Genomic DNA, 25102 nt, shown 5'->3' with positions numbered 1-25102 from the left:
CGTGGATATCACCGAACAGTATCCCGAACACATCCCGGTGCTCCGCGATGCATTTATCGATGCCATGTTTTCCGATCCTGATGGTTCCTATCTCGACTGCACCTTTGGTCGCGGTGGGCACAGCCGACTTCTCCTTGAACGCCTGTCAGACAAAGGCAAACTCATTGCTTTTGATCGAGACCCGGAAGCTATTACAGAAGGCAAAAGGCTTGAGCAGCAAGATGTTCGCTTTACCATTTTTCATAGTGACTTCGCCCAAATTGCTTCCGTTCTTGAGCAGGAGAAATGTGACAAGGTGATCGGCATCGGCTTTGATCTTGGTGTCTCATCCCCACAAGTGGATAACGCTGAGCGTGGTTTTTCATTCCGGAAAGATGGCCCGCTGGATATGCGTATGGACTCCGAAAGTGGCCAGCCATTAAGTCGCATGCTTGATCACGTATCTGAGCGTGAGCTTGTTGATATACTGCATAACTTCGGGGATGAACGGTACGCACGTCGCATCGCTAGCGGCATACTAAAAGCTAAACATAACAAGGAACTGAACACGACATCCGACCTGGAAAACATCTGCTTTCACGCTGTACCCAAACAAGCGCGATACGGCAGCACCCACCCGGCCACGCGCACCTTTCAAGCCCTGCGCATTTGGGTGAATGGCGAAATGGATCAGATCGACACGGCCATAGAAGCGGCAATCACTCTGCTGGCTCCAGGCGGCAAGCTGGCTGTCATTTCATTCCATTCGGGAGAAGATCGACGCATTCGTGATCTCATCGAATCAGCGGTACGCCCCTGCACATGTCCACCGGAAATGCCCATGTGTGTATGCGGCAAAAAACCTAGCATGCGCTGGCTGCAGAAAAAGCCAGTCAGAGCCAATGAACAAGAACTGCTGGAAAACCCTCGCAGCCGCTCTTCCATGCTGCGAGTCGCACAGCGTTTAACAGACGAGGAAGCCATCAAACTTGCCGGCTACAGCGGCGGATTACACTGATGCGCGCGTGGTTGAAACCCTGGGTATGCATCCCCGCTAGCGTGGCGGTATTGGCCGGCTGTTTAATTTGGCTGTCACATGTTCGTTATGAACTTTCGCTTGAAAGTCAGCGCATGATGGCTGAAAAAAAATCTATCGTGCAGGAATCCAGTCGTTTTCGACTTGAAATAGCCAGTCTGACTCGGCCTGAACAGCTACGCCAATACGCGCGCGACACTTTAAACATGGCTCCACCAAAACCCATGCAGGTGATACAGCCGTGATTAACAAGGAACACACATATATTCGTCGCCGCATTGAAGCAATCGCAGGGCTATTGGTGCTTGGTGTCCTGTTGTTGGCAGTGCGTGCAGTCGATCTGCAATGGTTTCAATCTGAGCATCTAAGTAATTTAGCCGAAAAACAACGCTATCGTCAGTTTACCACTATAGCGCCACGCGGCCCGATTCTTGATCAAAAAGGACGCATGCTGGCTGAAAGCCTCCAAACACCGTCGCTGGCTGCAATAGCGGATGAAGTCCCCTCCGATCGTATCGCTGAACTGGCCCGAGCACTTGGCATGTCACATAAAAAATTACAGCGCAAACTGGGCAAGCGCAAAGGATTTGTCTGGCTGGCCCGACAAATACCACCAGCGGTCGCTGCAAACGTAATGGCACTAAACATTCCTGGCGTACGCCAGGAGTCTGAATGGCAGCGTTATCATCCGCTAGGCCCTGAAACAGGCCATCTACTCGGTTTTGTTGGCGTTGATGGACGTGGACTTGAAGGCATTGAACGCACATGGAACAAACAACTCTCTGGCGAAGCGGGTTTAAGACAGGTTCGCCGCGATGCCCGCGGCCATTCATTGCCTGACGGACGCTGGGTGCGCGCTCCAAAAGCAGGGCAAGCCATTACCCTGACACTGGATTCATCTATTCAAAGCGTTGCCTATGCTGCATTGGCCGAAGGTGTTCTCAGCCAAAATGCCAAGGGTGGGTCAGTTGTTGTCATGCGTCCGAAGGATGGCGCTATTTTAGCGATGGCCAGCTGGCCTGGTTATAACCCGAACAACTTTCGCCATTATCATCCAAGCGAGTGGCGCAATCGCGCCATCACAGATGTCTTCGAGCCCGGCTCAACACTGAAGCCTTTCACCATTGCCGCAGCGCTTGAAACGGGTCGCTGGCAGCCGGATACAAAAATTTATTGCGAAAAAGGCTCCATGAAAGTCGCTGATTACACTATTCATGATGATCATCCCGAGGAATGGCTGGATGTGACCGGCGTATTGGTTCGCTCAAGTAATATCGGCTCTGCTAAAATGGCTCTGGATATTGGCGCTCGATCTCTGTACGAAATGATGACCAAGGCAGGGTTCGGCACCAGAAGCGGAACAGGATTGAGTGGAGAATCCTCTGGCATTGTCCTTCCCCCCGAACGCTGGGGGCCAGTCGAAACTGCCAATATAGCTTTCGGACAGGGTATCGCTGTCACGCCGTTGCAACTCGCGACGGCATTTTCCGTATTGGCCAATGATGGCCTGTACATGCCCCCGACGCTGTTTGCTAATCGACTAGATCAACAAACGCCAACACGCATCATGAGCAGCACCATTGCGCATCAGGTTAGTCAAATGCTGGAATATGCAACCAGCACAGAGGGTACTGGCTCAAAAGCCGTTCCAAGTGGTTACCGCGTGGCAGGAAAAACAGGCACGGCGCAAAAACCAAATCCAAGAGGCGGATACAGCAAGGGAAAATATGACGCAGTATTTGCCGGCTTCGCCCCTGCATATGACCCTCAAGTAGTCATTGTGGTGTTGGTTGACGAGCCTAAAAAGAGTATTTATGGCGGTCAGGTTGCAGCACCGATATTCCGTAATATTGCAGAAAATGTACTGCCTTATCTTGGTATTTCCGCCCACAACGATGGTCTCGGTGATCATCAGACAGACGAACATGATAACGGTACCTCCACATGGCAAACCATGCCTATTGCCGCAGAACATTCGATGATTGATGCTGAGTCGGTCTTTGGCATGTCCATGCGTGAAGTTAGACGTTTTTCCGCCCAACGCGGGCTGAGATTGCATGTGCATGGATCCGGCTGGGTGACACGACAAAAACCAACCGCTAGCAGCACATTAGAACATGGTGAAACACTTGAGGTTTGGTTAAATGAGTGATGCAAGCTTGAAGCAATCGGCGCAAACCCGTGCGACTGAATTTAATCGCGGATTTTCTCTAAATGAGCTGGCTTATCAGCTTGGCCACATCCATTTTGGTGATCATTCACAGGAAGAAGATGTCAGTATCCTTGGCATATGTGATGATTCACGTTTTGCCAGAGCCGGATATGCACTACTCTGCTTACCGCGCAGTAAGGAACAGGCCAGTGCATATGCAAGTGCCGCAGAAGCAAAAGGCGCTGTCGCTATCATTGCCGTCGGCGTAGAAGTACAAACCAATCTACCGTTATTACAACTTGATAGCATGTTGCAAGCAGGTCAATTGCTGCGCCGTATGTTTCACACTGAAGGTGCAGGTAGCCATTATTACGGCGTTACCGGCACAGATGGAAAAACCAGTGTAACTTGGATGTTACGTGAAGCATTAACCCGCCTTCAGGATAAACCAGTCTGGAGTTGTGGCACCTTAGGCTGGATGCGTGATAATGATGATATTCGTGACATCGGTAATACCACGCCTTCACTGTTGACCATGCATGCCATGCTGGCCTCTGCCTGTTTGGCCGATGTGCATGCAGTTGCTTGTGAAATATCATCGCATGGTATTGCGCAAGAGCGCATCGCAGGTCTTGATTTCAACACCGCTATATGGACCAACATGGGCCATGATCATTTGCAGGATCATGGTGGTTATGCCCCATATCTTGCGACCAAAGCCAGCTTTATTCAGCAGACAGCATCGCATGGTGGCAATGTAGTGGCCAACGCCGATCATAAAGACATCCGCGAATACGCACCCGAGCAAACCTGCTGGTATGGGCATGGCTTGTTCCGCGATGATGTTGATCTGGCATGGGAACAGGAACTGCCTGGTTTATTGCGTTTAAAAAGCCGCGATGAAGAGATTGTGATTGAAGATATCCCTCTCGGTGACTTCCATGCTGAAAACGTAGCCTGCGTTGCATTAACGCTTATGGTTTCTATGGCAATTCCACTCACAGAATTACCATTGTTATTGCGCAACATCAGTGCTCCTCCAGGCCGCATGCAAGAGCTGGATGCAAGTTTAGGTCAAGTTTACATCGACTATGCCCATACACCTGAAGCATTGGAAAGCTGTCTCAAAGCCACCCGCAAGCTGGCACGCAAGCGCCTGATTGTGTTATTTGGCTGTGGAGGAGAACGCGATCGGGAAAAGCGGCCTAAGATGGGCGAAATAGCCGTTAATCTGGCCGATATGGTGTGGATCACCTCTGACAATCCACGCGGAGAAGTGCCGGCTGTAATCGCATCCGAGATTGAAGCAGGTATGCGCCAAGCCGGTGCACATCAAGCTTATAAAGCTGAAGTGCATCTACAATTGGACCGAGAGCTTGCTATCGCAGAATCCATCGCGGCCATTCAAGACGGCGACGTATTAATCATCGCAGGCAAAGGGCACGAAGCCTACATGGATGTTGGTGGTCAACGTCTGCCATGGAGCGATGCCAGCATGGCAGACAAATATCTGCACCAGAAACACGAGGCATACGCCACATGAAATTAAGCGGAGCTGATATCCAGCGCGCTACTGCCGGCCATTGGCATGGCCCGGTACCGGAGTCCCTGCACAAGGTGACGACCGACACGCGTGATTTTCAAACAGGCGAAGCATTTCTGGCGTTGCGCGGCCCTAACTTTGACGGCCACAGTTTTGCTGCATCTGTAGCAGACCGCGCCCTGGCATTCATCGGAGATAGCACCGGGGTACGCCTATGGTCTGAATTACAATTGAATAATAGTATATTGGAAGTCAATGACACCTTGCAAGCCTTTGGTGACATAGCCCACGCATGGCGCTCACGCTTAAACAATACCACTGTCATCGCTATTAGCGGTTCATATGGTAAAACCAGTTTACGCTCCATACTTGAGACTGGCTTTCGCGCATTGGATCTCAATATCGCAGCCACGCATGCCAATCTCAACAACTTAATTGGCGTACCACAAACCTTATTGGCCGTGCCTGAAAATGCTGATATCGCCATTATTGAATGTGGCATCAGCGAAACAGGCGAAATGTCGCGATTGGCTGCCATTGTACAACCAGATATCGCGGTGCTTACCGGTATTACGGCAGCACACACTGAAGGCCTTGGAGGGCTCTCTGGAGTCGTTCGTGAAAAAGCACTATTGCTGGAAAATGCACAATGGTGTGCGCTCGGAACAGGTGTTGCTGATCTACTACAAAGCAACCATATAGCACTGCCGGAACAGGGGTTCTCCATTGATCAAAGCGAGGATGAACCTGTTCGTTGGAACTTAAACGGTTGTGAATTGACGTTGGCATACCACGACCAGCAAGCTTCTCTGCAAGAGGCCTCCATCACATTGCGTTTACCTGCGGCACACTGGGCTTCCAATCTTGCTTTTGCAGCCTCCATCATGCTGCGCCATCTCAATGCTAATGGTGAAAAAGTATCCCTTAGCCGTGTCGCTAATGCCATTGCAGGCTGGCAACCGTCGGCGGGTCGTTTACAGCCCTCAATAGGTAAAAATAACTGTGTGATTCTGGATGACAGCTACAATGCCAATCCGGTATCCATGCAGGCTGCCATTGATACTTTATGTGCGCTTGAAGGGCATAAAGTCGCCATTCTGGGTGATATGGCTGAGCTGGGTGAAACGGCTGTATCAGCACATCAAAACATTGACCTGAAAGGCGTTGATAGTGTTTATCTCATCGGCTCCCACATGCAGGCGCTGGCTGCATTGCATTCCCATGCGCATTGGTTTGCCAGCACTGATGAAGCACTTGTGGCTTTAGCAGAAGTCAGCTTCTCATCCGACGAGACTGTACTCATCAAAGCCTCACACTCAATGGCATTAGAAAAAGTTGTGCAGCTATTACAGAAACAGGGGGGCACACATGCTTTATAGCCTCCTTTATCCACTGGCCGATCAATATTCATTTTTTAATCTGTTTCAGTACATTACGTTCCGTACCGTGTACGCGTTAATCACCTCTCTGGTGCTGTGCTGGTTATTGGGCCCACTTTTTATTCGCTGGCTAAAAGCCAATCAGGGCAAGGGCCAACCGATTCGCAATGACGGCCCACAAACACATTTGGTCAAACAGGGCACTCCAACCATGGGTGGCCTGCTCATTTTATTCTCCTTAACCATCACAACATTGCTATGGACCGACCTCAGCAACGGCTTCATCTGGTTGGCGCTGCTGGTGACACTGGGTTATGGCCTGATCGGCTGGTGGGATGATTATTTGAAGATCATTCGTCGCGATCCCAAAGGTTTAGCGGGGCGCTGGAAGCTGTTATTACAATGCCTGTTTGGCGGCATCGCAGCAGGCGGATTGATGATGATGACAGACCCGATTGTCGATATCCCATTTCTTAATATGCAATGGGATATGGGCTGGTTCTATGTGATATTCGTCCTGTTTGTGCTGGTAGGTTCCTCCAATGCAGTCAACCTGACCGATGGTTTGGATGGCTTGGCTGTGGCACCGACATTCATGGTGGCCAGCGCACTGGCTGTAGTCGTATATCTGGCCGGACATGCCAAGTTTTCAGCCTATCTAATGATTCCATTTGTTCCCGGCTCAGGCGAGTTGGCAGTATTTTGTGGTGCCCTGGTAGGTAGTTGCCTTGGTTTCCTCTGGTTTAATTCTTATCCCGCACAAGTGTTTATGGGTGATGTTGGCGCATTGGCACTTGGTGGCGCCTTAGGTTTTGTTGCCTGCGCAGTGCATCAACAGTTATTGCTCGCCATTGCTGGCGGCCTGTTTGTATTGGAAGCGGTATCGGTAATGGTACAGGTGGCAAGCTTTAAATTAACCGGTAAGCGCGTTTTCCGCATGGCTCCCATTCACCATCATTATGAATTAAAGGGTTGGCCGGAACCCAAAGTGATTGTGCGCTTCTGGATCATCTCCATTATTTTAGCATTGGTGGCACTGTCCACCCTGAAGATCCGATGAACAGTCCATTGAATCATTCAAACGCCACATCCCCTCACATGCCAAGTGAAGCTGGTGCAACAGCTATTATCGGCCTGGGTAAAACAGGTCAGGCTGTCGCCCGTTTTCTTCTCGAACGGGGTGTTGTTTGCAGCGCATTTGATGAATCAGCTGATGCCTGCATGGATTTCCCAATGCAGGATAATGTGAAGTTTGAACTGCATACCGGCCCCTTCAATGCCGAACTGTTAAAACAGTATTCCCAAATCATTGTCAGCCCGGGTATCAATTGGCATCACCCTGTATTGCAGGAACTGCGCCATGCCAACATCCCTATGTATGGTGATTTGGAGCTGTTTTCTCAACAATATCAAGGTGATTTGATTGCCATCACCGGCACCAATGGAAAAACCACAACGGTATCGCTGATTAATACCATGCTGGATGTATTGCATGGTGGTATTGAAGCTGGCGGCAATATTGGCACTCCGATGCTGGACCTGATTCGTGACGGACAACCGCAACGCGTAGTACTTGAACTCTCCAGCTTCCAAATTGAACGCGCCAACCCTATTCATCCTCATTGGGCTGCTTTGCTCAACGTGCAACCTGATCATGCCGACATGCATACAGATATGGCAGCCTATGAAGCTGCAAAAGTACAGCTCTTTGCCCGTCAAAGTGAGGGTGATAAAGCGATGTTACCCGCCGATAGTCATTGGGATAAACTGGCCAACACATTAGTGGAGCGTGGTGTCTTTGTGCGCCGCTTTGGCATCGGTTCTTCTGACACCCTCGATTCAGGAGTGCAGTTACATGATGATGGTTCATGGCACCTGTTCTGGCATCATTATGATATTACACATGAAATCGCTTCTGATGACGTGCCTGCACAAGGTATGCATCAGCATTTGAATCTTGCTGTCGCTGCACAGGCTGCCGCCGATCACGGCCTTACAGCCAGTGTCATTCGTCAATCTTTGACTTCATTCAGAGGACTGCCACATCGATTGCAATCACTCGGTATCGTAAAGGGTCGCGAATGGTTCAACGATTCCAAAGCCACCAATCCTGATGCCGCAAAAGCGGCATTAACATCCTTCAATCAGGTCGTCTGGATTTGCGGTGGTCTGCGTAAAGGGCTCGATGTCATGCCTTTACAATCAGCCGTATCCAACCATGTCGAACATATGTTTATTATAGGCACCGAAGCCAATCCATTTGTCAAATTGGCCGAATCGTCCGGTGTCTCGTATAAATTTGTGAAAACCATCGAACAGGCAGTCAAACAAGCCGCGCAATTGCAAAATGGTGTGCCTGTACTGCTCTCACCAGCTGCAGCCAGTCAGGATCAGTTTAAAAACTATATGCAACGTGGCGATGCCTTTGCAGCAGCAGTGCAAGCACTTGAGATGGATAAGCACAATGAGTAAGCCTGTGGTTAAGACCTTATCTCCACTGGATCCGGTTCTTACAGGCTGTGTGATCGCACTGTTAAGCTTTAGCATCTTAATGGTATATAGCACCAGCATCAGTGTCGCAGAAGTACGCTATGGAGATCCGCTGCGCATTATCAGCCATTGGCTGATCTATATTCCTATTGGTCTTGTTATCATGTGGAGCTTATCCCGCGTCAATGTGAACTGGTGGCGTGCGATTGCATTGCCACTACTTGGTTTCGGCGTATTGCTCATGATCGCTGTGCTGATTCCAGGGCTAGGTCGGGAAATTAATGGTGCCCAACGTTGGTTCTCACTCTTCGGCCTGACCCTACAACCCGTCGAGTTATTGAAACCAACTGTCATTATATACATGGCCTATTATATGAGTTCCCATTCCGAACGTTTACAGCATTTTGCATCAGGCCTTGCGCCAATGCTGGTAGTACTTGGCGTTTCTCTCTCTCTATTGTTGCTTCAGCCTGACTTCGGCAGTGCCGTTCTGCTATCAAGTGTCTGTTTCGCCATGTGGTTTGTCGGAGGAGTACCTATTCGTCACATGTCACTATTGTTGCTTACATTTATACCTATTGCAGGCATCGCAATGGTTGCCGCCCCGTATCGCATGCAACGCCTGACCAGTTTCCTTGAACCATGGAATGACCCCTATGGTACGGGTTATCAGTTGATTCAATCGATGATTGCTTTTGGCAGTGGTGGCCTGTTTGGTACAGGTGTTGGTCAAGGGGTGCAGAAACTGTTCTACCTTCCCGAAGTGTTTACTGATTTTATCTCGGCCAGTATTGGTGAAGAACTGGGATTAGTGGGCATTATAAGCCTGCTTATACTCTTTTCAGTGCTGCTTGGCCGTGCAATCTGGCTGGCAATTCGTTGCGAAGATATGTTCTCCCGCCTGCTTATTATCGGTTGTGTGGTGATGCTTGGTACAGCCCTGATGATTAATCTGGGGGCCGCCATGGGCTTGCTACCAACCAAGGGCATGCCGATGCCATTTGTATCCTATGGCGGCAGCGCCCTGTTTGGTGAATGTATCCTGCTGGGCTTAGTCTTATCTGTGCAACGCCATATGCCTGGCAACAAGCGCCATGGAAAACGTGCCACAACAAGTCAGCAGCGCAAAAGTACAATGCCGGCAAGCACAACACCCTCCCAAGATGGCCTGGAGCACCTGTTTTGAGTCGCACTCCTATCCTCTCTATCGCTGGCGGCGGCACTGGCGGCCATGTCATGCCTGCACTGGCACTGGCTGATGCTGCACGTGCAAAATGGCCTGAATTGCAGGTGAACTTTATTGGTGCTGAGCGTGGGCTGGAAGCAAAACTACTGCCTGAACGCGGAGAGAACGTTCTGCTGCTGTCCATGCATGGCGTGAAAGGCGCAGGCCTGTTCCAACGCTTACGAGTATTGCTGTGGGAGTTACCGAAAGCAGTACTTACCATTCGTCGAGCCTGGAAAACTGAACGCCCTGACCTGTTGGTAGGTGTAGGTGGTTATGCCAGTATTTCCGGCGTTGCGGCGGCTTTAATCAGCCGGATCCCCGTCGTTTTATATGAACAAAATGCCATGCCTGGGCTCGTCAATCGTACGCTGGCCAAATTCAGCCGCTGCATGATGCTGGGCTTCTCTGATGCCACTGAGCATATGCATTCACACGTCCACAGCATTGTCACTGGCAATGTTGTCCGAGAGCATATTATGGCGACCCGTTGGCAGCCACATAGCCCACCACGTCTATTGGTCTTAGGCGGTTCTCAGGGTGCATTGTTTTTGAACAATAACGTACCGGAAGCATGTCAGCATCTCATACGCGAAGGTCGTGAGTTTGTAGTCACCCATATCGTCGGGTCTGATAAAGAGACATTAAAAAAGGTAACTGAGATGTATGCAGAAGCAGATATCAAAGCAGACATACTGCCATTCTGTGATGATATGGCAGCCTTTTATGCCAGCGGTGACCTCATGATTGCACGCTCCGGAGCTATGACCGTATGTGAAGCGGCATGCTCTGGTATGCCCACGCTTTTTGTGCCCCTGCCAAGTGCTGCAGATGATCATCAGCGCCACAATGCTAATGTACTGGCAAATGTCGGTGGTGCTTTAGTGTTGGATCAGCGTGCCATGACAACAGACCTGCTGGCGCGGCAACTGGACACACATCTGTTTGATACATACTTGTTAAACCGCATGAGTAAAGCAGCTCTGGATGCAGCGCCATTTGATGCCAGCGAAAATCAACTGAAGGTGCTTGGAGAATATCTACCGGGGCCGTTACTGTATTTACCGAAAAAGAGACAAAACAAAGGGGTGCAAGCATGAAAACACGCGTACAGTGCATCCATTTGATCGGCATTGGTGGTATTGGCATGTCCGGTATTGCTGAACTGTTACATAACCAAGGCTTTCATGTGCAAGGCAGTGATGCGGCTGAAAGCCCGAACGTCAAACGTTTGCGTGAGCTTGGTATTGATGTCTATATCGGCCATCGGGCAGAAAATCTGGGTGATGCACAAGTTGTGGTTGTCTCCTCAGCAATCAACTCAGCTAACCCGGAGATTGCTGCCGCACAGAAAAATGGCGTCGCAGTCATTCCTCGCGCCGATATGTTAGCCGAACTTATGCGCATGAAGCAGGGCATCGCTGTTGCAGGAAGCCATGGCAAAACGACCATGACCTCTCTGATTGCCCATGGTATGGAAGCCGCGGGGCTCGACCCCACCTATGTCATTGGTGGTCGCTTAACCGCCTGCGGCAATAATGCCCGCCTCGGTGCCAGCCCCTGGCTAGTGGCAGAAGCAGATGAAAGTGATGGTTCATTTCTGCGCCTCTCTCCCACAATTGCCGTTGTTAGCAATATTGATCCCGAACATCTGGATCATTATGGCGACTTCGAAACACTGATGCAGGCCTTCACGACGTTCGTCAATCTGGTGCCATTTTATGGTCGTGTTGTACTGCACCATGAACATCCCAATGTCGCGGCACTCAGAGCGTCATTGCATAAACCGGTTACCAGCTACGGCAGTAGCCCGCAGGCAGACATCCATTTGCTGCAAACAAATGCTGATGGCAAAGGACAGATATTTACCGCCGCCAGCAGGGAACTCGGTCATTTAGGTAGTTTCAGGCTTCCCATGCCAGGACGCCACAATGCTGAGAATGCACTGGCCGCTATAGCTGTATTATTGGATCTGGGCATTGGTATTGAAACTATTCGTGATGCATTGGAATCATTTGAAGGCATTCAGCGTCGCTTTCAACGTACTCAGGTTGGCGATGGGGTATTGGTTGATGATTATGCCCATCATCCCAAAGAGCTGATGGCAACACTTTCTGCAGCCCGTGATTGCTGGCCGGATCGACATATCGTAGCCATTTTCCAGCCGCATCGTTTTACCCGCACACGTGATTTAATGGATGAATTCATGGGCGCATTTGATGCGGCTAATGACGTAGCACTACTACCCATTTATGCAGCCAGTGAATCACCTATCGAAGGCGTGAATAGTGCATGTCTGCAAGAAGGTATGGTCGCTCGTGGCCATCACGGCGTATCGCTATTGAACGATCTAAACGACGCCCATACGATGGCCAATGCAGCACTGGCCGCCGGTCATATCGTATTGATGATGGGCGCAGGCTCGATTGGCAGCTTGGCCAGCCAGCTGCGTGAAGAGGTGACGATATGAACAGTAGCATCGCCTCTACAGCCATGACACAAGAGTGGTTACAACAGATCAGCCTGCTTGGTACATTCCTTGAACATGAACCCATGGCACGCCATACCACCCTGGCCGTGGGCGGCGCAGCGCGATGGTTTTTCAGGCCCACAGATCGTACTGCAGCGATTGAAGCCATGCGCTTATGCCCTTCTGATGTGCGAATTTTACCACTTGGACGGGGCAGTAATATGCTCATTCAGGACACAGGCTATGATGGATTGGTCATCGATTTGAGTGATCTGAACAGCACTGAATTTAACGGTTTCACCGTGCGTGCTGAAGCAGGGGGGCGCATGAGTCGGCTTGCTCGTCAATGCGCTGACCATGGCTTGAGTGGCTGCGAATTTATGGCCACTGTACCCGGTGATATCGGTGGTGGAGTAGCCATGAATGCCGGTTGTTTTGCACAACAGGTATCTGATAGTTTGATAGAAATTGAGGTGCTGCTGCCCAATGGGGATGTGCAGAGTATCAAAGCCGAAGCCTTGCATTTTAGTTATCGGCACACGGATTTACCTGCCGGTAGCATCGTGCTATCTGCCAGTTTCACCTTGCACCCGGATAGCCCTGAACAGATCCGCGAACGCATGCGCAGCATGCGCAGCCGTCGTTCGGCCACACAACCATTAGCACAACCGAACTGTGGTTCAGTGTTCAAGAATCCGGATGGTGATCATGCGGCACGATTGATTGAAGCGACCGGATTAAAAGGATTTAGCATTGGTGGCGCGCGCATTTCAGAAAAACATGCCAATTTTATCGTCAATGAAGGAGATGCCAGCAGTGCTGACATTCTAGCCTTAATTGAACGCGCGCAGTTACTCGTGAAAGAGCAGACCGGCATCGAACTGGAACCGGAAGTACGCATGATCCGCGATAGCGAAACCGGAGGCCAGATATGACGCATACTTCTTATGGCCGTGTTGGTGTGTTGATGGGCGGCAACTCTGCTGAACGCGACATCTCGTTAAAATCAGGTAACGCCGTATTTGCTGCATTGCAATCAGCAGGCCTTGATGTGGTAGCGATCAATTTAGCCAGTCAGACATCAAGCCAGTGGGCTGCGGAGATTCAAGGTGCCGAAATCCAAACTGCCTTTATCGCATTGCATGGCACACTCGGTGAAGATGGATGCATACAGGGTTTGCTTGAAACCTTGGCTATCCCATATACAGGCTCTGGTGTTACCGCTTCGGCATTGTGTATGCATAAACTCTTGTGCAAACAGATACTCAGAAATGCCGGCTTACAAACACCTGTAGATATTAACATTACAGCAGAAGGGCCTGCTCGCTATCCGGTTTTCATTAAACCTGTAGCTGAAGGTTCAAGCATCGGTTTACATCATCTGCATTCGCCATCCGACTGGCAACAGTTAACCTTACAGGATGCAAGCCAATGGATGGCAGAGCTACCTGTTCAAGGGGTGGAAATTGCAGTATCCGTATTGCATGGAAAAGCGCTGATGCCGGTTGAAGTCGCTCCCCATTCCGGCGTGTATGATTACGCATCCAAATATACTGCGGGGGCGACCAATTATTTCTGCCCTGCCCGTTTACCCGCAGAAACATTGCGCCATTGCATGCAGCGTGCTGAGCAAGCGGTAAAAGCATGCGCTTGTAGTGGAGCCCCGCGTGTGGACATGATTGTGCCATCCGGTGGTGAACCGATGATTCTGGAAATCAACACTATCCCCGGCATGACCGAAACCAGCCTGCTGCCGAAAGCCGCTGCTGCCGCAGGCATTGATTTTGGCGCGCTATGTATGGCTGTGCTTGAAAGTGCACAACTTGAACACGCCACCAGCACCAATGATCAGGGGGGTGTCGTATGAGTAGATCCAATCAACGTCGCATCAACCCTAAAATAAAAAAACAGGCACGCCGCATCAGTTTCAAACGCATCGGCCGCATCTTCATGTTCGCAGTTGTGATCACAGCAACGGCAAGCAGTGCTGTTTGGCTGAATGAAAAGTGGAGCACTACAGTTTGGCAGATTACGGCAGATGCACCAATCAAGGCAGCCATTGAAGCACAACTGGCAGCCATTCCTACGAAAGATTTCATTACCATGATGCCTGACCGGTTACGCCAACACATGCTGCAAGAAATCCCTGACCTGCAAGCGATACGCATCACACGCGTACTGCCCGACACGCTCTACATTCAAGGCGATGCCCGGGTTCCCACTGCACTTTGGCAGGATGCTCAGGGCCAGTTACATCTATTCGATGAACTGGGCGTTGCTTATCGACCACTTAGCAAAGGTGAATCACCTGATTTACCTCTGTTGCGTGTCAACCTGAAACAGCTCCCGCAAGCCAAACAGATGATCGAAATGATTGCTGAACAGGATCAGCTGCAAGGCAGACATCAGTTAGCAAGCTTGAGCGAAATTCGTGCTGGTAATCAATATTGGCAAATCTATTTCTCACGCGGCGTTTCGTGGACCATTCCGCAAGATAATGAGGTAAATGTGATCAAGCACATCAATGATTTAATGCAACAACCCCGCTGGCGTAATCAACAATGGCGCGTCGATGCACGGCTGCAATCTCGCTGGTTTATTCGACCCGCAGGCCATGGAGGAGTGATTTAATGTCCAAACATGATCAAGTATTGGTTGGGCTAGATATTGGTACCAGCAAAATAGCATGCATCGTGGCAGAAGCAGGGCCGGATGGAAAAGTCGATGTTATCGGCATCGGCACCCATCCCTCGCGCGGACTGCGCAAGGGTGTTGTGGTGAACATTGAAAGCACCGTGGAATCCATCCGTTTAGCTGTCGAAGAAGCGGAGTTGATGGCAGGTGTTGATATTCAATCCGTATTTACCGGCATCGCAGGTTCTCATATTCGTGGTTATAACAGCCATGGCGTGGTTGCAACCAAAAACAACGAAGTGGGCCGCGAAGATGTCGATCGTGTGATTGATGCCGCGCGTGCCATGAATATTCCTGCCGATCAGAAAATTCTGCACATCCTGCCGCAAGAATATATCATTGATAATCAAGATGGCATTCGTGAACCGATTGGTATGTCCGGTGTTCGTCTGGAAGCAAAAGTACATGTGGTGACAGGCGCTGTCTCATCGGCTCAGAATATCATCAAGTGCTGCAACCGTTGTGATCTGGATGTATCCGACATGGTGCTTGAGCAGGTGGCATCGGCAGAAGCTGTATTGATGCAGGATGAGAAGGATATGGGCGTCGTGCTGATTGATATCGGTGGCGGCACAACAGATGTAGCTATTTTCCTTAACGGTTCAATTCGTCATACCCATGTCATCCCTATCGGTGGGGATCATCTTACCAACGATCTGGTGATTGGCCTGCGCACATCGGCGCGTGAAGCCGACCAGCTCAAACGCAAATACGGCGCTTGTATGACATCCTTAGTCTCTCCGGAAGATCAGATTGAGATACCCAGTGTTGGCGGCCGCTCACCGCGACCAATGCCACGTCAGGTGATGGCACAGATCCTGGAACCACGGGTGGAAGAGATGTTTGAAATGATCCGTGATGAATTGCAGCGCTCAGGTTATCAAGAGCTGGTTGCTGCAGGCATGGTACTCACAGGCGGTTCATCCCTGCTGGAAGGCATGGTAGAACTGGCAGAGGACGTCTTTGATATGCCTGTTCGTCTTGGTCGGCCGGTAGGCGTAGGTGGACTGGCTGATGTGGTATCAAGCCCAATGTACGCCACTGGTGTCGGTCTGATTTTATACGGTCACCGCTACAGGCAAAGCGCACAACCCATCAAATCAACAGAGCACAACATATTCGCTCGCGTATGGACACGCATGCGAAGTTGGTTCGGAGATACATCGTAATAAATAACACGCAGCAAACCACACACACACGCACACACACACACAGAAAAATACAGGAGAAGGGGTATGACAACATTATTCACATTTGAAGACACCGCAGCGCAATCAGCCAAAATCAAGGTTATTGGTGTTGGGGGCGGGGGCGGTAACGCCCTGAACAATATGATCAGTCAAAAATTGCGTGGCGTAGAGTTTATCGTTGCCAATACCGATGCACAGGCAATTGAACGCAATATGGCAGACCATAAACTGCAGCTGGGTGCAGACATTACACGCGGTCTTGGTGCAGGTGCTAATCCACAGATCGGTCGCGAAGCCGCTGAAGTAGAGCGTCAGCGCATGGCTGACTTCCTACTGGATACTGACATGGTATTCATTACCGCTGGCATGGGCGGCGGCACTGGTACAGGAGCTGCTCCCGTCATTGCAGAAGTAGCACGTGAAATGGGCATCCTGACCGTTGCAGTTGTCACCAAACCCTTCAGTTTTGAAGGCAAGCGCCGCATGAAGCAAGCTGATGCAGGCATCGCGGAACTACGCAAATCTGTCGATACCTTAATCACCATTCCAAACCAGAAACTCATTGGTGCTGTTGGTAAGAACACCAGTATGCTGGAAGCCTTCCGCAAGGCGGATGATGTACTATTACAAGCCGTACGTGGTATCGCTGAACTGATTACGCATACCGGCTACATGAATGTGGATTTCGCCGATGTGAAAGCAGTCATGAGTGAAACCCGCGGCGTTGCCATGATGGGATCCGGTTTTGCATCGGGTGAAAGCCGCGCCATTGAAGCGGCGGAACGTGCGATCTCTTCGCCACTATTGGAAGATATCGATATTCACGGTGCTCAGGGTATTCTCGTCAATGTTACCGGCAATGAAGATATGACATTGGCAGAATATGATGAAGCGGTTTCAATCATTCATAATATGGCTGATGAAGATGCCAACATCATTTGCGGCATGGTCTATGATCAGGAAGCAGATGACAGCATTCGCGTTACCGTAGTTGCAACCGGTCTATCCGGCGAATCATCCATCAACCTGGCCAGCATCGAGCAACGCGAACCTGTTGCTGCGCCACAGCAACGTATGCCAAATATTCAACCGATTGCGGCAGCACCGACTCAGCAGCATATGCCGAGTCAGCAACCAGCTACGCCACAGGCGCAACCTCAATCATTTGGCGACATTGGATTTAATGATGATGAATACGCTGTGCCTACCTTCCTGCGCAGGCAGGCTGACTAAAGCATAGACAGATCAACCTAATGAATCATTAAGACTTCAGAGTGCTGTGGTTTTCCAAATGCAAAGGAAAACCATGGTATGCTGGAATCTTAAAAGATGTAAAATTTTTATTTTATGGTTATTTATGCCATAATACGGCGCTTGATAGTTATAGAATCATCGTAGCTATTTTATTTAGTGATATAAATCACTGCATTTCACGCATGCCCTGTAAGGTTCACGCACGACATGGGCACTTGCATTTGCTGTGTCAGCCAATTGAAGGAGGCATTGATGATAGCACAAAGAACGCTGGATCATTCGATACGCTGTAGTGGTATTGGACTTCATTCCGGCCGAAAAATTGAGCTTATTCTGCATCCGGCGGAAGAGAACAGTGGTATCACATTTATTCGTTCTGATCTGGGTGTTGAATTTCCAGCCAAAGCTGAATATGTCACGGATACCCGTTTATGCACCACTATTGGTAAGGGTGATGCACAAGTATCCACTGTTGAACATCTGTTATCCGCTTTAGCGGGCCTGGGCGTGGATAATGCACGCATCGAAGTCAGCGGCGCGGAAGTGCCAATTATGGATGGTTCATCTGCTCCGTTTGTATTTCTCATTCAATGTGCCGGTATTCGTGAACAGTCGGTTGCCAAAAAGGTTTTACGCATTCTTAAGCGCGTTGAAGTCGTTGACGGTAACAAACGCTGTGCGCTCTACCCATCGGCCGGATTCAAAATTTCATATCTGTTAGATTATGATCACCCTCTGCTGCGTAAACGTCAGGTCAGCGTCGACTTTTCACGTCAGGCTTATACCCGTGAAATATCACGCGCCCGCACCTTTGGTTTTTTGCATGAAGTTGAAGCCTTGCAAAAAGCTGGCTTAGCGCTTGGTGGTTCATTAGAAAATGCTATTGTTTTAGACACGCATCGTGTCGTCAATGAAGGTGGCCTGCGTTACGAAGATGAATGCGTACGCCACAAAATTCTGGATACGCTGGGCGATCTATCACTGTCCGGTTATCCCATCGTAGGTGCCTTTGAAGGCGAACTTACCGGCCATGATATGAACCATCAGCTGGTTACAACACTGTTAGCCGATCCATCAAGCTACCGTATTGAAGAACTCCAGGAAGAATCTTCTTCCAGCCAAGAAGTCGTAGGTCAACCGCAACAAGCTTAACCTTTCTGTAACTCTGTGTTTCTGTGTGTATTCAGGCCGGCATTCTTTAGGAGTGTCGGCCTGTTTCGTTTTACCTGTTCACAATATAGCTAAAGACTCGTCGTTAAAGATCGGTTATTTAGTGTTCAGATGCAGCTTGTGAATATGGCGCAACGCACGATGAAAACGGTGCCAATCCCACTGCTTCCCTGGATCCCATTTGCGACCAGGTGCAATGTCCTGATGCCCTACAATGCGCTCGCTAGAAATAGCCGGATAACGCTGCATTAATACCCTGCACAAACGTGCTGTTTCCCGGTACTGCGCACCGGTAAATGTTTGTTCCTCATCACCGATCATTTCAATGCCTATAGCAAAGTCATTGCACTCCACACGCCCTTCCCATAAAGAAGCACCGGCATGCCAGGCGCGGCGATCTGTAGCCACGAACTGGGTAATTTTCCCATCCCGATCTACTACAAAATGTGCTGAAACCTTTAAGTCTTTCAAAATAACAAATTCAGCGTGTGCTTGATGATCCAGACGGCCCATAAACAGGTCTTCGATATATTGCATCTCAAACACACCGTCTGGCATGCTAATCGCATGCAAGACAATCAAATCTATCACTGTCTCGTCAGGGCGCGCGTTTTGATGGGGGGAATTGAGATAACGCATAGGCTTATCATGGTCTGGAAAAGCAACGCGCACAAGTCACATGCCTTTCCAGCCTCTCTCGCTTCCCCCCTCACACCTCAGCGTTCAGTATATTTACCTTTATTCATCCTTAGTTTCCGGCACAATTGCTGCATGTTTTCTAATATGGATCACGATAAAGCTCAACTGATGCGCATGGCGACCTACGCATCCACTACCGTCGCCGTCAGCCTCATCATCATCAAACTCATTGCCTGGTTTATGACTGGATCGGTCAGCATCATGGCAACGCTGCTGGATTCATGCCTTGATGCACTGGCCTCAATATTGAATCTATTTGCCGTTCGTCATGCGCTGGCACCGGCAGATAAAGAGCATCGATTCGGACATGGTAAAGCAGAAGCATTGTCGGGCCTTGGGCAGACCACCTTTATCACCGGCTCCGCCCTTTTTCTCATATTGGAAGCCGCTTCACATTTTTTGAACCCTGTGCCTCTTACCGCCATGTCAACGGGTATCTGGGTCATGATCATCTCTATTGTCGCCACGCTCGGGTTACTGATGTTTCAGAAACATGTCATCAATAAAACCAATTCCACCGCCATCAAAGCAGATCACATGCATTACAAAACAGACCTACTGGTTAATATTGGTGTGGTGATAGCCCTACTGCTAACCTACTATGGCTGGCCCGGTTTCGATCCGCTGTTTGCCATAGGTATTGCTGCTTTCATCCTCTACAGTGCCTGGGAGATAGCCAGGGAGTCGCTTGATCTCTTGATGGATCGGGAGTTACCCACCGAAGAGAGAGAGCAGATCAAATCCATCGTGCGCAATCATCCGGAAGCACGGGGTTTGCATGATCTACGCTCCCGCAGATCGGGTACAACCACATTCATTCAATTACATTTGGAACTTGATGGCCACCTAACGCTGATGCAGGCCCACGCAATATCAGATGATGTAGAAGCCTGTCTGTTAGCAGCATTTCCTGATGCTGAGATCATTATCCATGAAGATCCCGCCGGCTTGAAAGAGCCGCGTCCCGAGTTTGCACCATGAAGCGTCTGCTCGCTGCAGTGATGCTATTATGCTTTAGCTTCACGCTACCTGCCTTTGCCGCCACCGATGTCGTGAACGTCTATTTCCTCTCACTGCAAGAAGCTGCCGATGCCGCCCGCAGTCAGCTCTCAGACACAGGTAAAGTTGCTACTGTACCCTCACAACGCCTGTTGATCCTTGATGATGACACCACACATATCAACAAAGCCAAAGCCCTGCTCAAGCGCATCGATCATGCGCCCGGCCAATATACGGCTCATGTCAGCATCGAAGATATCAGAACAAACGCCCGCAGCAGCCTACAAACCTCCGGCGCCGCCAGCTTCGGACAGCTTTCAGGTGGCTGGATGAGAGTGCAATGGCAACAACAGAAACAACATTCCAATCACCGCCAAACATTTCAGCTACGCGTCTCAAGTATGCAGCAAGGCAGCATTGAGACCGGTACCATTCAAAGCTTTACGCGTGAAACCAGACTGTGGCTATCAGGCTATGGGGTGGTGCAAGCCAATAGCGTTGAGCTAGTGCCTGTCACCTCAGGATTCCATATTACCACATCGGCCGTCGGCACAGATCAGGTACGTGTACGCATCGTGCCATGGATGCAGCGTCTGCAAACTAACGTGCAGGGCCAGCAAGAGATGTTGATGGATCTCGGCAGCAGTAATGCGCCAAGCATTCCGGCCGGCAACCGCGCCAACATGCGCTTCAATGCCCAACCTCGCATGGCAACACAACCCGTGATTGAACTGCTCGGTGCAGCTACCGAAATAGTCATCCCCGTTGATCAGCCCGTCACCATCGCAGCCACGAACAGTGAAGCTCAGAAGCTTGGTAGCGCGCTGCTCTCCAGCAGTTCGCGTGTGGGTAAACGCCAGTTTGTTATTCAACTGCGTGTATCCAGAAACTGAACGGCTAAGCGTTTCACGCTCTGAGTAGAAAAGGGTTCCATTCCCGGACGTCTCTGTACGTTTTGATGCATAGATACAGGCAGTAGCGGCCTGTTGTGCTGCGCTCTTAACTAAGCAGAGGTGCGATCACCAGCGACACAATCGCCATCACATTGATCAGAATATTCATCGCAGGGCCTGAGGTATCTTTGAACGGATCACCAACGGTATCTCCGACCACAACGGCAGCGTGCACATCCGAGCCTTTGCCTCCGAGATTACCTTTTTCTACGTGTTTCTTGGCATTGTCCCACGCGCCACCCGCATTAGCCATCATCAGTGCCATCAACACACAGCAAACCAAAGCTCCGGCTAACATGCCGCCGAGCGCTTGTGCGCCGAGTCCGAAACCAATGACAACGGGCGCTGAAACAGCCAGCACACCTGGCAATACCATTTTTTTCAAGGCTGCGTTGGTGGCAATTTCAATACAGCGGGCATGATCCGGTTCTGCTTTACCCTCCATCAAGCCGGGAATATCTCGAAATTGACGACGAATTTCCTTGATCATTTCAAAGGCGGCATCACCAACGGCTGTCATGGTTAATGAAGCGACAAGGAATGGGAAAATACCACCGATAAACAGACCAATAAGCACCAGTGGTTCATTCAGGTTAAGTGAGAAACCCGGATGATGTAGCGATACGGTTTCAACAAAGGCAGCAATAATGGCCAACGCCGCCAGTGCCGCTGCACCAATAGCAAAGCCTTTGCCGATAGCTGCAGTAGTATTGCCCAACTCATCAAGCGAATCGGTGATTTGTCGGGGCTCTTCTCCCAAACCAGCCATCTCAGCAATGCCTCCGGCATTATCGGCAATAGGGCCATAAGCATCAATCGCCATGGTGATGCCCACCGTTGCGAGCATGCCGACAGCGGCAATACCAACGCCATAAATACCCACCAAATCAGTAGAGACATAAATGATGGCTGCAATGGTCAGGACGGGAACCACCACCGACTGCATGCCGATAGCAAGGCCTGAGATCATGACCGTGGCAGGACCGGTCTCACCGGACTTGGCAATATCAAGAACAGGCTTCCCACCGGTATAATATTCCGTAACAATACCGATAATAATGCCTCCGGCAGCTCCGGATATTACAGCTCCCCAGACTAATGCGGAGATACCTGTGATGGAGATCAGAAAATAGGTGCTGACAATGAACGCTAGTGAGGCCCCGATGGTTCCGATGCGTAAAGCCAGTTGTGGCTCTTTGTTGGCAAACATCTTGACCAGTGCGATACCAAGCACGGAACAGATCAGGCCGGCACTGGCCAGAGCCAAAGGCAGAAACATCAGTGACTGCTGGCTGCCAAGAGGCTGGTATAAATCCAGAGTCATGGTGGAAGCGATGGCGATGGTGGCAATAATAGCCCCACAATACGATTCGAAGATATCGGAACCCATGCCAGCCACATCACCGACATTGTCCCCGACATTATCGGCAATAACGCCGGGATTGCGTGGATCGTCCTCCGGAATACCTGCTTCAATTTTACCCACAAGATCAGCGCCAACATCGGCGCTCTTGGTGAAAATACCACCACCCACACGTGAGAATAACGCTACAGATGAGGCCCCCATGCCAAAACCATGAATGGCATGCGCTGTTTCAGGATCACCACCAAAAAATAGATACAGTGTACCAAGACCAATCAAACCAAGTGATGCAACGGTTAAGCCCATAATAGAGCCGCCGTAGAAGGCAACTTCCAAGGCTCGCGCTGTTCCTTCATTCTCCGCTGCAGTAGCAGTACGCACATTCGCTTTGGTGGCGGCAAACATACCAAAATAACCAGCCAGGGCAGAACATATCGCTCCGACCAAAAATGAGATGGTCGTATTGGCCCCCAGAGTAAAGGCCAGAACAGTGGCGACAACGATAATAAATACCGACAAAATAAAGTATTCACGTTTCATGAATACCATGGCACCGAGATGAATGGCCTCGCCAATTTCAATCACCTTGCCTTCACCAGCAGGGTATTTTTTCACCTTTTGATAAAGTAATAGCGCAATGATTATTCCTACTGCACCAAACAGAGCTGGAATCATGTTTTCTGCCATGTGTGTACCCCTATGATTTTTACAATGTCATTAATTTAAGCAATAAAAAAGGCGATTGATTACTCAACCGCCTTTCTACAATATGTTATGCGTGAGACACTAAACTCACTCGCTACATTGCGCTTCGTAAGAAGCTACCGATTCCAGGACTTCTTTCTGGGCTGCTTCTTTATCACCCCAGCCAAGCACTTTTACCCATTTATTCTTTTCCAGGTCTTTATAATGTTCAAAGAAGTGTTTAATTTGAGCCGTCAGGAATGAGGGCAGATCTTCAGGACTATGCACACGACAATTCACAGGTTTTAATTTTTCCGAAGGTACTGCCAGTATCTTGCCATCCATACCCGCTTCATCTTCCATTAGCAGTATGCCAATTGGACGACAGTTAATCACGCAGCCCGGAATCAGAGCGAACTGAGAGACCACCAGCACATCTGCCGGGTCACCATCGCCGGACAAGGTGTTTGGTATAAAGCCGTAGTTGCACGGATAGTGCATGGCGGTATGCATAAAGCGATCAACGAATACGGCACCGGACTCTTTATCCAGTTCATATTTTATCGGATCACCATGCTGTGGCACTTCAATAACCACGTTGATGTCTTCAGGCGGATTATTGCCGGCAGGAATTTTTGTGATGTCCATGTTTTAAATCTCCCCTATACCTATACTTAGGTTATACGTTGAATCTGAAGTGCATAACATCGCCATCCTTGACGATGTACTCCTTTCCTTCAAGTCTCATTTTACCAGCCTCTTTGGCTTTGGCCTCGCCACAAAACCCTACAAAGTCTTCATAAGCGATGGTCTCTGCCCGAATAAAGCCCTTTTCGAAATCATTATGAATCACTGCAGCAGCCTTGGGAGCCGTATCGCCGCGATGAATAGTCCAGGCACGCACCTCTTTTACACCGGCAGTGAAATAGGAGATCAGATCAAGCAACGTGTACGCTTCACGAATGACTGTATTAAGTCCCGGTTCAGTAAGGCCCAGATCAGACAGGAATTCTATTTGCGATTCCTGATCCATTTCAGCCAATTCGGATTCAATTTGGGCTGATACGACAACCACACGAGCGCCTTCCTGCTCTGCAAAGGCACGCACCTTTTCAACGTAGGCATTACCATCAGGTAGTGCGCTATCATCAACATTGGTAACATAGAGAACCGGTTTCACTGTTAACAGGCATAGCTCATTGATAGCGTTTAATTCATCAGCGCTAAGGTTCTGACGGCGTACAGTGGTGCCATCTTCAAGTCCGCTTAATACCTTCTGCTGTAACTCAAGAGCCTTCTGGGCCTCTTTGTTGCCTGATTTGCACTGTTTTTCTGTGCGCATGACCGCTTTCTGGACTGTTTCCATATCTTTGAGCATCAGCTCTGTATCAATGACTTCGATATCCGATAGTGGATCAACAGTGCCTGACACGTGGGTGACGTTTTCATCGTCGAAACAGCGCACAACATGGGCAATAGCAGCGCATTCACGAATATTGGCTAAGAACTTATTACCCAGCCCTTCGCCACTGGCCGCCCCTGCAACCAAGCCGGCAATATCTACAAATTCAATAATCGCATGTTGCATCGCTTGCGGCTGAACAATCTCTGCAAGTGCATCCATGCGCGGATCAGGCACTTGCACGATACCAACATTGGGATCAATGGTGCAGAACGGGTAGTTGGCTGCTTCAGCCCCCCCGCCATTTAATGCGTTGAACAGCGTAGATTTGCCTACGTTAGGTAGTCCTACGATTCCGATACTTAATGCCATGTTTTATAACCTCGTTAAGGGTGGGTGGTGAAGAGATGTGGGGAAAGG

The 25102-nt window shown here is 49.8% G+C and carries 22 protein-coding genes; 18 read left to right on the top strand and 4 right to left on the bottom strand.

Annotation, left to right across the window (positions count from 1 at the left end; genetic code table 11):
- Nucleotide 1: 1 nt before the first annotated feature.
- From rsmH to lpxC, 16 genes are all read left to right on the top strand, one after another.
- A complete protein-coding gene (gene rsmH / locus D8Y20_RS02025; protein ID WP_236075189.1) occupies nucleotides 2-997 on the top strand; it encodes a 16S rRNA (cytosine(1402)-N(4))-methyltransferase RsmH in 996 nt (331 codons plus the stop codon).
- Nucleotides 997-1260 (top strand): cell division protein FtsL, encoded by a 264-nt coding sequence (locus D8Y20_RS02020; RefSeq protein ID WP_236075188.1) that lies wholly within the window; start codon nucleotides 997-999, stop codon nucleotides 1258-1260. Before rsmH ends, D8Y20_RS02020 begins: the two co-directional genes overlap by 1 nt.
- Nucleotides 1257-3167, top strand: a complete 1911-nt coding sequence (locus D8Y20_RS02015) for a penicillin-binding transpeptidase domain-containing protein (protein ID WP_121541368.1) — start codon at nucleotides 1257-1259, stop codon at nucleotides 3165-3167. Before D8Y20_RS02020 ends, D8Y20_RS02015 begins: the two co-directional genes overlap by 4 nt.
- Nucleotides 3160-4710, top strand: coding sequence for a Mur ligase family protein (locus tag D8Y20_RS02010; protein ID WP_121541367.1), 1551 nt, complete (start codon nucleotides 3160-3162; stop codon nucleotides 4708-4710). The genes D8Y20_RS02015 and D8Y20_RS02010 overlap by 8 nt, the downstream gene beginning before the upstream one ends.
- Nucleotides 4707-6089 carry a UDP-N-acetylmuramoyl-tripeptide--D-alanyl-D-alanine ligase gene (gene murF, locus D8Y20_RS02005; RefSeq protein WP_121541366.1) on the top strand — a complete coding sequence of 461 codons (1383 nt, stop codon included), beginning with the start codon at nucleotides 4707-4709 and terminating at the stop codon, nucleotides 6087-6089. Before D8Y20_RS02010 ends, murF begins: the two co-directional genes overlap by 4 nt.
- A complete protein-coding gene (mraY, locus tag D8Y20_RS02000) occupies nucleotides 6079-7149 on the top strand; it encodes a phospho-N-acetylmuramoyl-pentapeptide-transferase (protein WP_121541365.1) in 1071 nt (356 codons plus the stop codon). Before murF ends, mraY begins: the two co-directional genes overlap by 11 nt.
- The gene (gene murD, locus D8Y20_RS01995; protein ID WP_121541364.1) at nucleotides 7146-8561 is read left to right on the top strand and encodes a UDP-N-acetylmuramoyl-L-alanine--D-glutamate ligase; all 1416 of its coding nucleotides are present in this window, start codon (nucleotides 7146-7148) and stop codon (nucleotides 8559-8561) included. Before mraY ends, murD begins: the two co-directional genes overlap by 4 nt.
- The gene (gene ftsW / locus D8Y20_RS01990) at nucleotides 8554-9765 is read left to right on the top strand and encodes a putative lipid II flippase FtsW (RefSeq protein WP_121541363.1); all 1212 of its coding nucleotides are present in this window, start codon (nucleotides 8554-8556) and stop codon (nucleotides 9763-9765) included. The genes murD and ftsW overlap by 8 nt, the downstream gene beginning before the upstream one ends.
- The gene (gene murG, locus D8Y20_RS01985) at nucleotides 9762-10904 is read left to right on the top strand and encodes an undecaprenyldiphospho-muramoylpentapeptide beta-N-acetylglucosaminyltransferase (protein WP_121541362.1); all 1143 of its coding nucleotides are present in this window, start codon (nucleotides 9762-9764) and stop codon (nucleotides 10902-10904) included. Before ftsW ends, murG begins: the two co-directional genes overlap by 4 nt.
- Nucleotides 10901-12274 carry a UDP-N-acetylmuramate--L-alanine ligase gene (gene murC, locus D8Y20_RS01980; protein WP_121541361.1) on the top strand — a complete coding sequence of 458 codons (1374 nt, stop codon included), beginning with the start codon at nucleotides 10901-10903 and terminating at the stop codon, nucleotides 12272-12274. Before murG ends, murC begins: the two co-directional genes overlap by 4 nt.
- On the top strand, nucleotides 12271-13209 hold the full coding sequence (gene murB, locus D8Y20_RS01975) for a UDP-N-acetylmuramate dehydrogenase (RefSeq protein ID WP_121541360.1): 939 nt from the start codon (nucleotides 12271-12273) through the stop codon (nucleotides 13207-13209). Before murC ends, murB begins: the two co-directional genes overlap by 4 nt.
- Nucleotides 13206-14141 carry a D-alanine--D-alanine ligase gene (locus D8Y20_RS01970; protein WP_121541359.1) on the top strand — a complete coding sequence of 312 codons (936 nt, stop codon included), beginning with the start codon at nucleotides 13206-13208 and terminating at the stop codon, nucleotides 14139-14141. Before murB ends, D8Y20_RS01970 begins: the two co-directional genes overlap by 4 nt.
- On the top strand, nucleotides 14138-14905 hold the full coding sequence (locus D8Y20_RS01965) for a cell division protein FtsQ/DivIB (protein ID WP_121541358.1): 768 nt from the start codon (nucleotides 14138-14140) through the stop codon (nucleotides 14903-14905). The genes D8Y20_RS01970 and D8Y20_RS01965 overlap by 4 nt, the downstream gene beginning before the upstream one ends.
- A complete protein-coding gene (gene ftsA, locus D8Y20_RS01960) occupies nucleotides 14905-16137 on the top strand; it encodes a cell division protein FtsA (protein WP_121541357.1) in 1233 nt (410 codons plus the stop codon). The genes D8Y20_RS01965 and ftsA overlap by 1 nt, the downstream gene beginning before the upstream one ends.
- Before the next feature lie 66 nt (nucleotides 16138-16203).
- Nucleotides 16204-17391 (top strand): cell division protein FtsZ, encoded by a 1188-nt coding sequence (ftsZ, locus tag D8Y20_RS01955; RefSeq protein ID WP_121541356.1) that lies wholly within the window; start codon nucleotides 16204-16206, stop codon nucleotides 17389-17391.
- A 273-nt stretch (nucleotides 17392-17664) separates the two neighbouring features.
- Nucleotides 17665-18564, top strand: coding sequence for a UDP-3-O-acyl-N-acetylglucosamine deacetylase (lpxC, locus tag D8Y20_RS01950; protein ID WP_121541355.1), 900 nt, complete (start codon nucleotides 17665-17667; stop codon nucleotides 18562-18564).
- Between the two features lie 114 nt (nucleotides 18565-18678).
- On the opposite strand, the gene ampD is transcribed toward lpxC, so the two are convergent.
- A complete protein-coding gene (gene ampD / locus D8Y20_RS01945) occupies nucleotides 18679-19221 on the bottom strand; it encodes a 1,6-anhydro-N-acetylmuramyl-L-alanine amidase AmpD (protein WP_121541354.1) in 543 nt (180 codons plus the stop codon).
- Nucleotides 19222-19353: 132 nt separating this feature from the next.
- Here ampD and D8Y20_RS01940 point away from each other — a divergent pair, with 132 nt between their 5' ends.
- On the top strand, nucleotides 19354-20262 hold the full coding sequence (locus D8Y20_RS01940; RefSeq protein ID WP_236075187.1) for a cation diffusion facilitator family transporter: 909 nt from the start codon (nucleotides 19354-19356) through the stop codon (nucleotides 20260-20262).
- Entirely contained in the window at nucleotides 20259-21173 is a 915-nt protein-coding gene (locus tag D8Y20_RS01935) for a type II and III secretion system family protein (RefSeq protein ID WP_121541353.1), read from the top strand. The genes D8Y20_RS01940 and D8Y20_RS01935 overlap by 4 nt, the downstream gene beginning before the upstream one ends.
- A 106-nt stretch (nucleotides 21174-21279) precedes the next feature.
- Here D8Y20_RS01935 and D8Y20_RS01930 read toward each other — a convergent pair whose 3' ends face one another.
- From D8Y20_RS01930 to ychF, 3 genes are all read right to left on the bottom strand, one after another.
- A complete protein-coding gene (locus D8Y20_RS01930) occupies nucleotides 21280-23283 on the bottom strand; it encodes a sodium-translocating pyrophosphatase (protein ID WP_121541352.1) in 2004 nt (667 codons plus the stop codon).
- A 105-nt stretch (nucleotides 23284-23388) separates the two neighbouring features.
- Nucleotides 23389-23928 (bottom strand): inorganic diphosphatase, encoded by a 540-nt coding sequence (gene ppa, locus D8Y20_RS01925; RefSeq protein WP_121541351.1) that lies wholly within the window; start codon nucleotides 23926-23928, stop codon nucleotides 23389-23391.
- Between the two features lie 31 nt (nucleotides 23929-23959).
- Nucleotides 23960-25054, bottom strand: a complete 1095-nt coding sequence (gene ychF, locus D8Y20_RS01920; RefSeq protein WP_121541350.1) for a redox-regulated ATPase YchF — start codon at nucleotides 25052-25054, stop codon at nucleotides 23960-23962.
- Nucleotides 25055-25102 lie beyond the last annotated feature (48 nt).

This window comes from Mariprofundus sp. EBB-1, from assembly GCF_003665155.1.
Taxonomy (GTDB): domain Bacteria; phylum Pseudomonadota; class Zetaproteobacteria; order Mariprofundales; family Mariprofundaceae; genus Mariprofundus.
Note: the sequence above shows the minus strand (reverse complement) of the source record. Positions and strands in the feature narration are given on the sequence as shown.

What these genes read in the sequence shown, in the direction of transcription:
- ftsW (WP_121541363.1), top strand. Translation starts at nt 8,554, where the DNA reads ATGAGTAAGCCTGTGGTTAAGACCTTATCTCCACTGGATCCGGTTCTT.
- D8Y20_RS02010 (WP_121541367.1), top strand. Translation starts at nt 3,160, where the DNA reads ATGAGTGATGCAAGCTTGAAGCAATCGGCGCAAACCCGTGCGACTGAA.
- ppa (WP_121541351.1), bottom strand. Translation starts at nt 23,928, where the DNA reads ATGGACATCACAAAAATTCCTGCCGGCAATAATCCGCCTGAAGACATC.
- murD (WP_121541364.1), top strand. Translation starts at nt 7,146, where the DNA reads ATGAACAGTCCATTGAATCATTCAAACGCCACATCCCCTCACATGCCA.
- D8Y20_RS01970 (WP_121541359.1), top strand. Translation starts at nt 13,206, where the DNA reads ATGACGCATACTTCTTATGGCCGTGTTGGTGTGTTGATGGGCGGCAAC.
- D8Y20_RS01965 (WP_121541358.1), top strand. Translation starts at nt 14,138, where the DNA reads ATGAGTAGATCCAATCAACGTCGCATCAACCCTAAAATAAAAAAACAG.
- murB (WP_121541360.1), top strand. Translation starts at nt 12,271, where the DNA reads ATGAACAGTAGCATCGCCTCTACAGCCATGACACAAGAGTGGTTACAA.
- lpxC (WP_121541355.1), top strand. Translation starts at nt 17,665, where the DNA reads ATGATAGCACAAAGAACGCTGGATCATTCGATACGCTGTAGTGGTATT.
- mraY (WP_121541365.1), top strand. Translation starts at nt 6,079, where the DNA reads ATGCTTTATAGCCTCCTTTATCCACTGGCCGATCAATATTCATTTTTT.
- ychF (WP_121541350.1), bottom strand. Translation starts at nt 25,054, where the DNA reads ATGGCATTAAGTATCGGAATCGTAGGACTACCTAACGTAGGCAAATCT.
- ftsZ (WP_121541356.1), top strand. Translation starts at nt 16,204, where the DNA reads ATGACAACATTATTCACATTTGAAGACACCGCAGCGCAATCAGCCAAA.
- murF (WP_121541366.1), top strand. Translation starts at nt 4,707, where the DNA reads ATGAAATTAAGCGGAGCTGATATCCAGCGCGCTACTGCCGGCCATTGG.
- D8Y20_RS02020 (WP_236075188.1), top strand. Translation starts at nt 997, where the DNA reads ATGCGCGCGTGGTTGAAACCCTGGGTATGCATCCCCGCTAGCGTGGCG.
- D8Y20_RS01935 (WP_121541353.1), top strand. Translation starts at nt 20,259, where the DNA reads ATGAAGCGTCTGCTCGCTGCAGTGATGCTATTATGCTTTAGCTTCACG.
- ftsA (WP_121541357.1), top strand. Translation starts at nt 14,905, where the DNA reads ATGTCCAAACATGATCAAGTATTGGTTGGGCTAGATATTGGTACCAGC.
- murC (WP_121541361.1), top strand. Translation starts at nt 10,901, where the DNA reads ATGAAAACACGCGTACAGTGCATCCATTTGATCGGCATTGGTGGTATT.
- D8Y20_RS01940 (WP_236075187.1), top strand. Translation starts at nt 19,354, where the DNA reads ATGTTTTCTAATATGGATCACGATAAAGCTCAACTGATGCGCATGGCG.
- ampD (WP_121541354.1), bottom strand. Translation starts at nt 19,221, where the DNA reads ATGCGTTATCTCAATTCCCCCCATCAAAACGCGCGCCCTGACGAGACA.
- D8Y20_RS01930 (WP_121541352.1), bottom strand. Translation starts at nt 23,283, where the DNA reads ATGGCAGAAAACATGATTCCAGCTCTGTTTGGTGCAGTAGGAATAATC.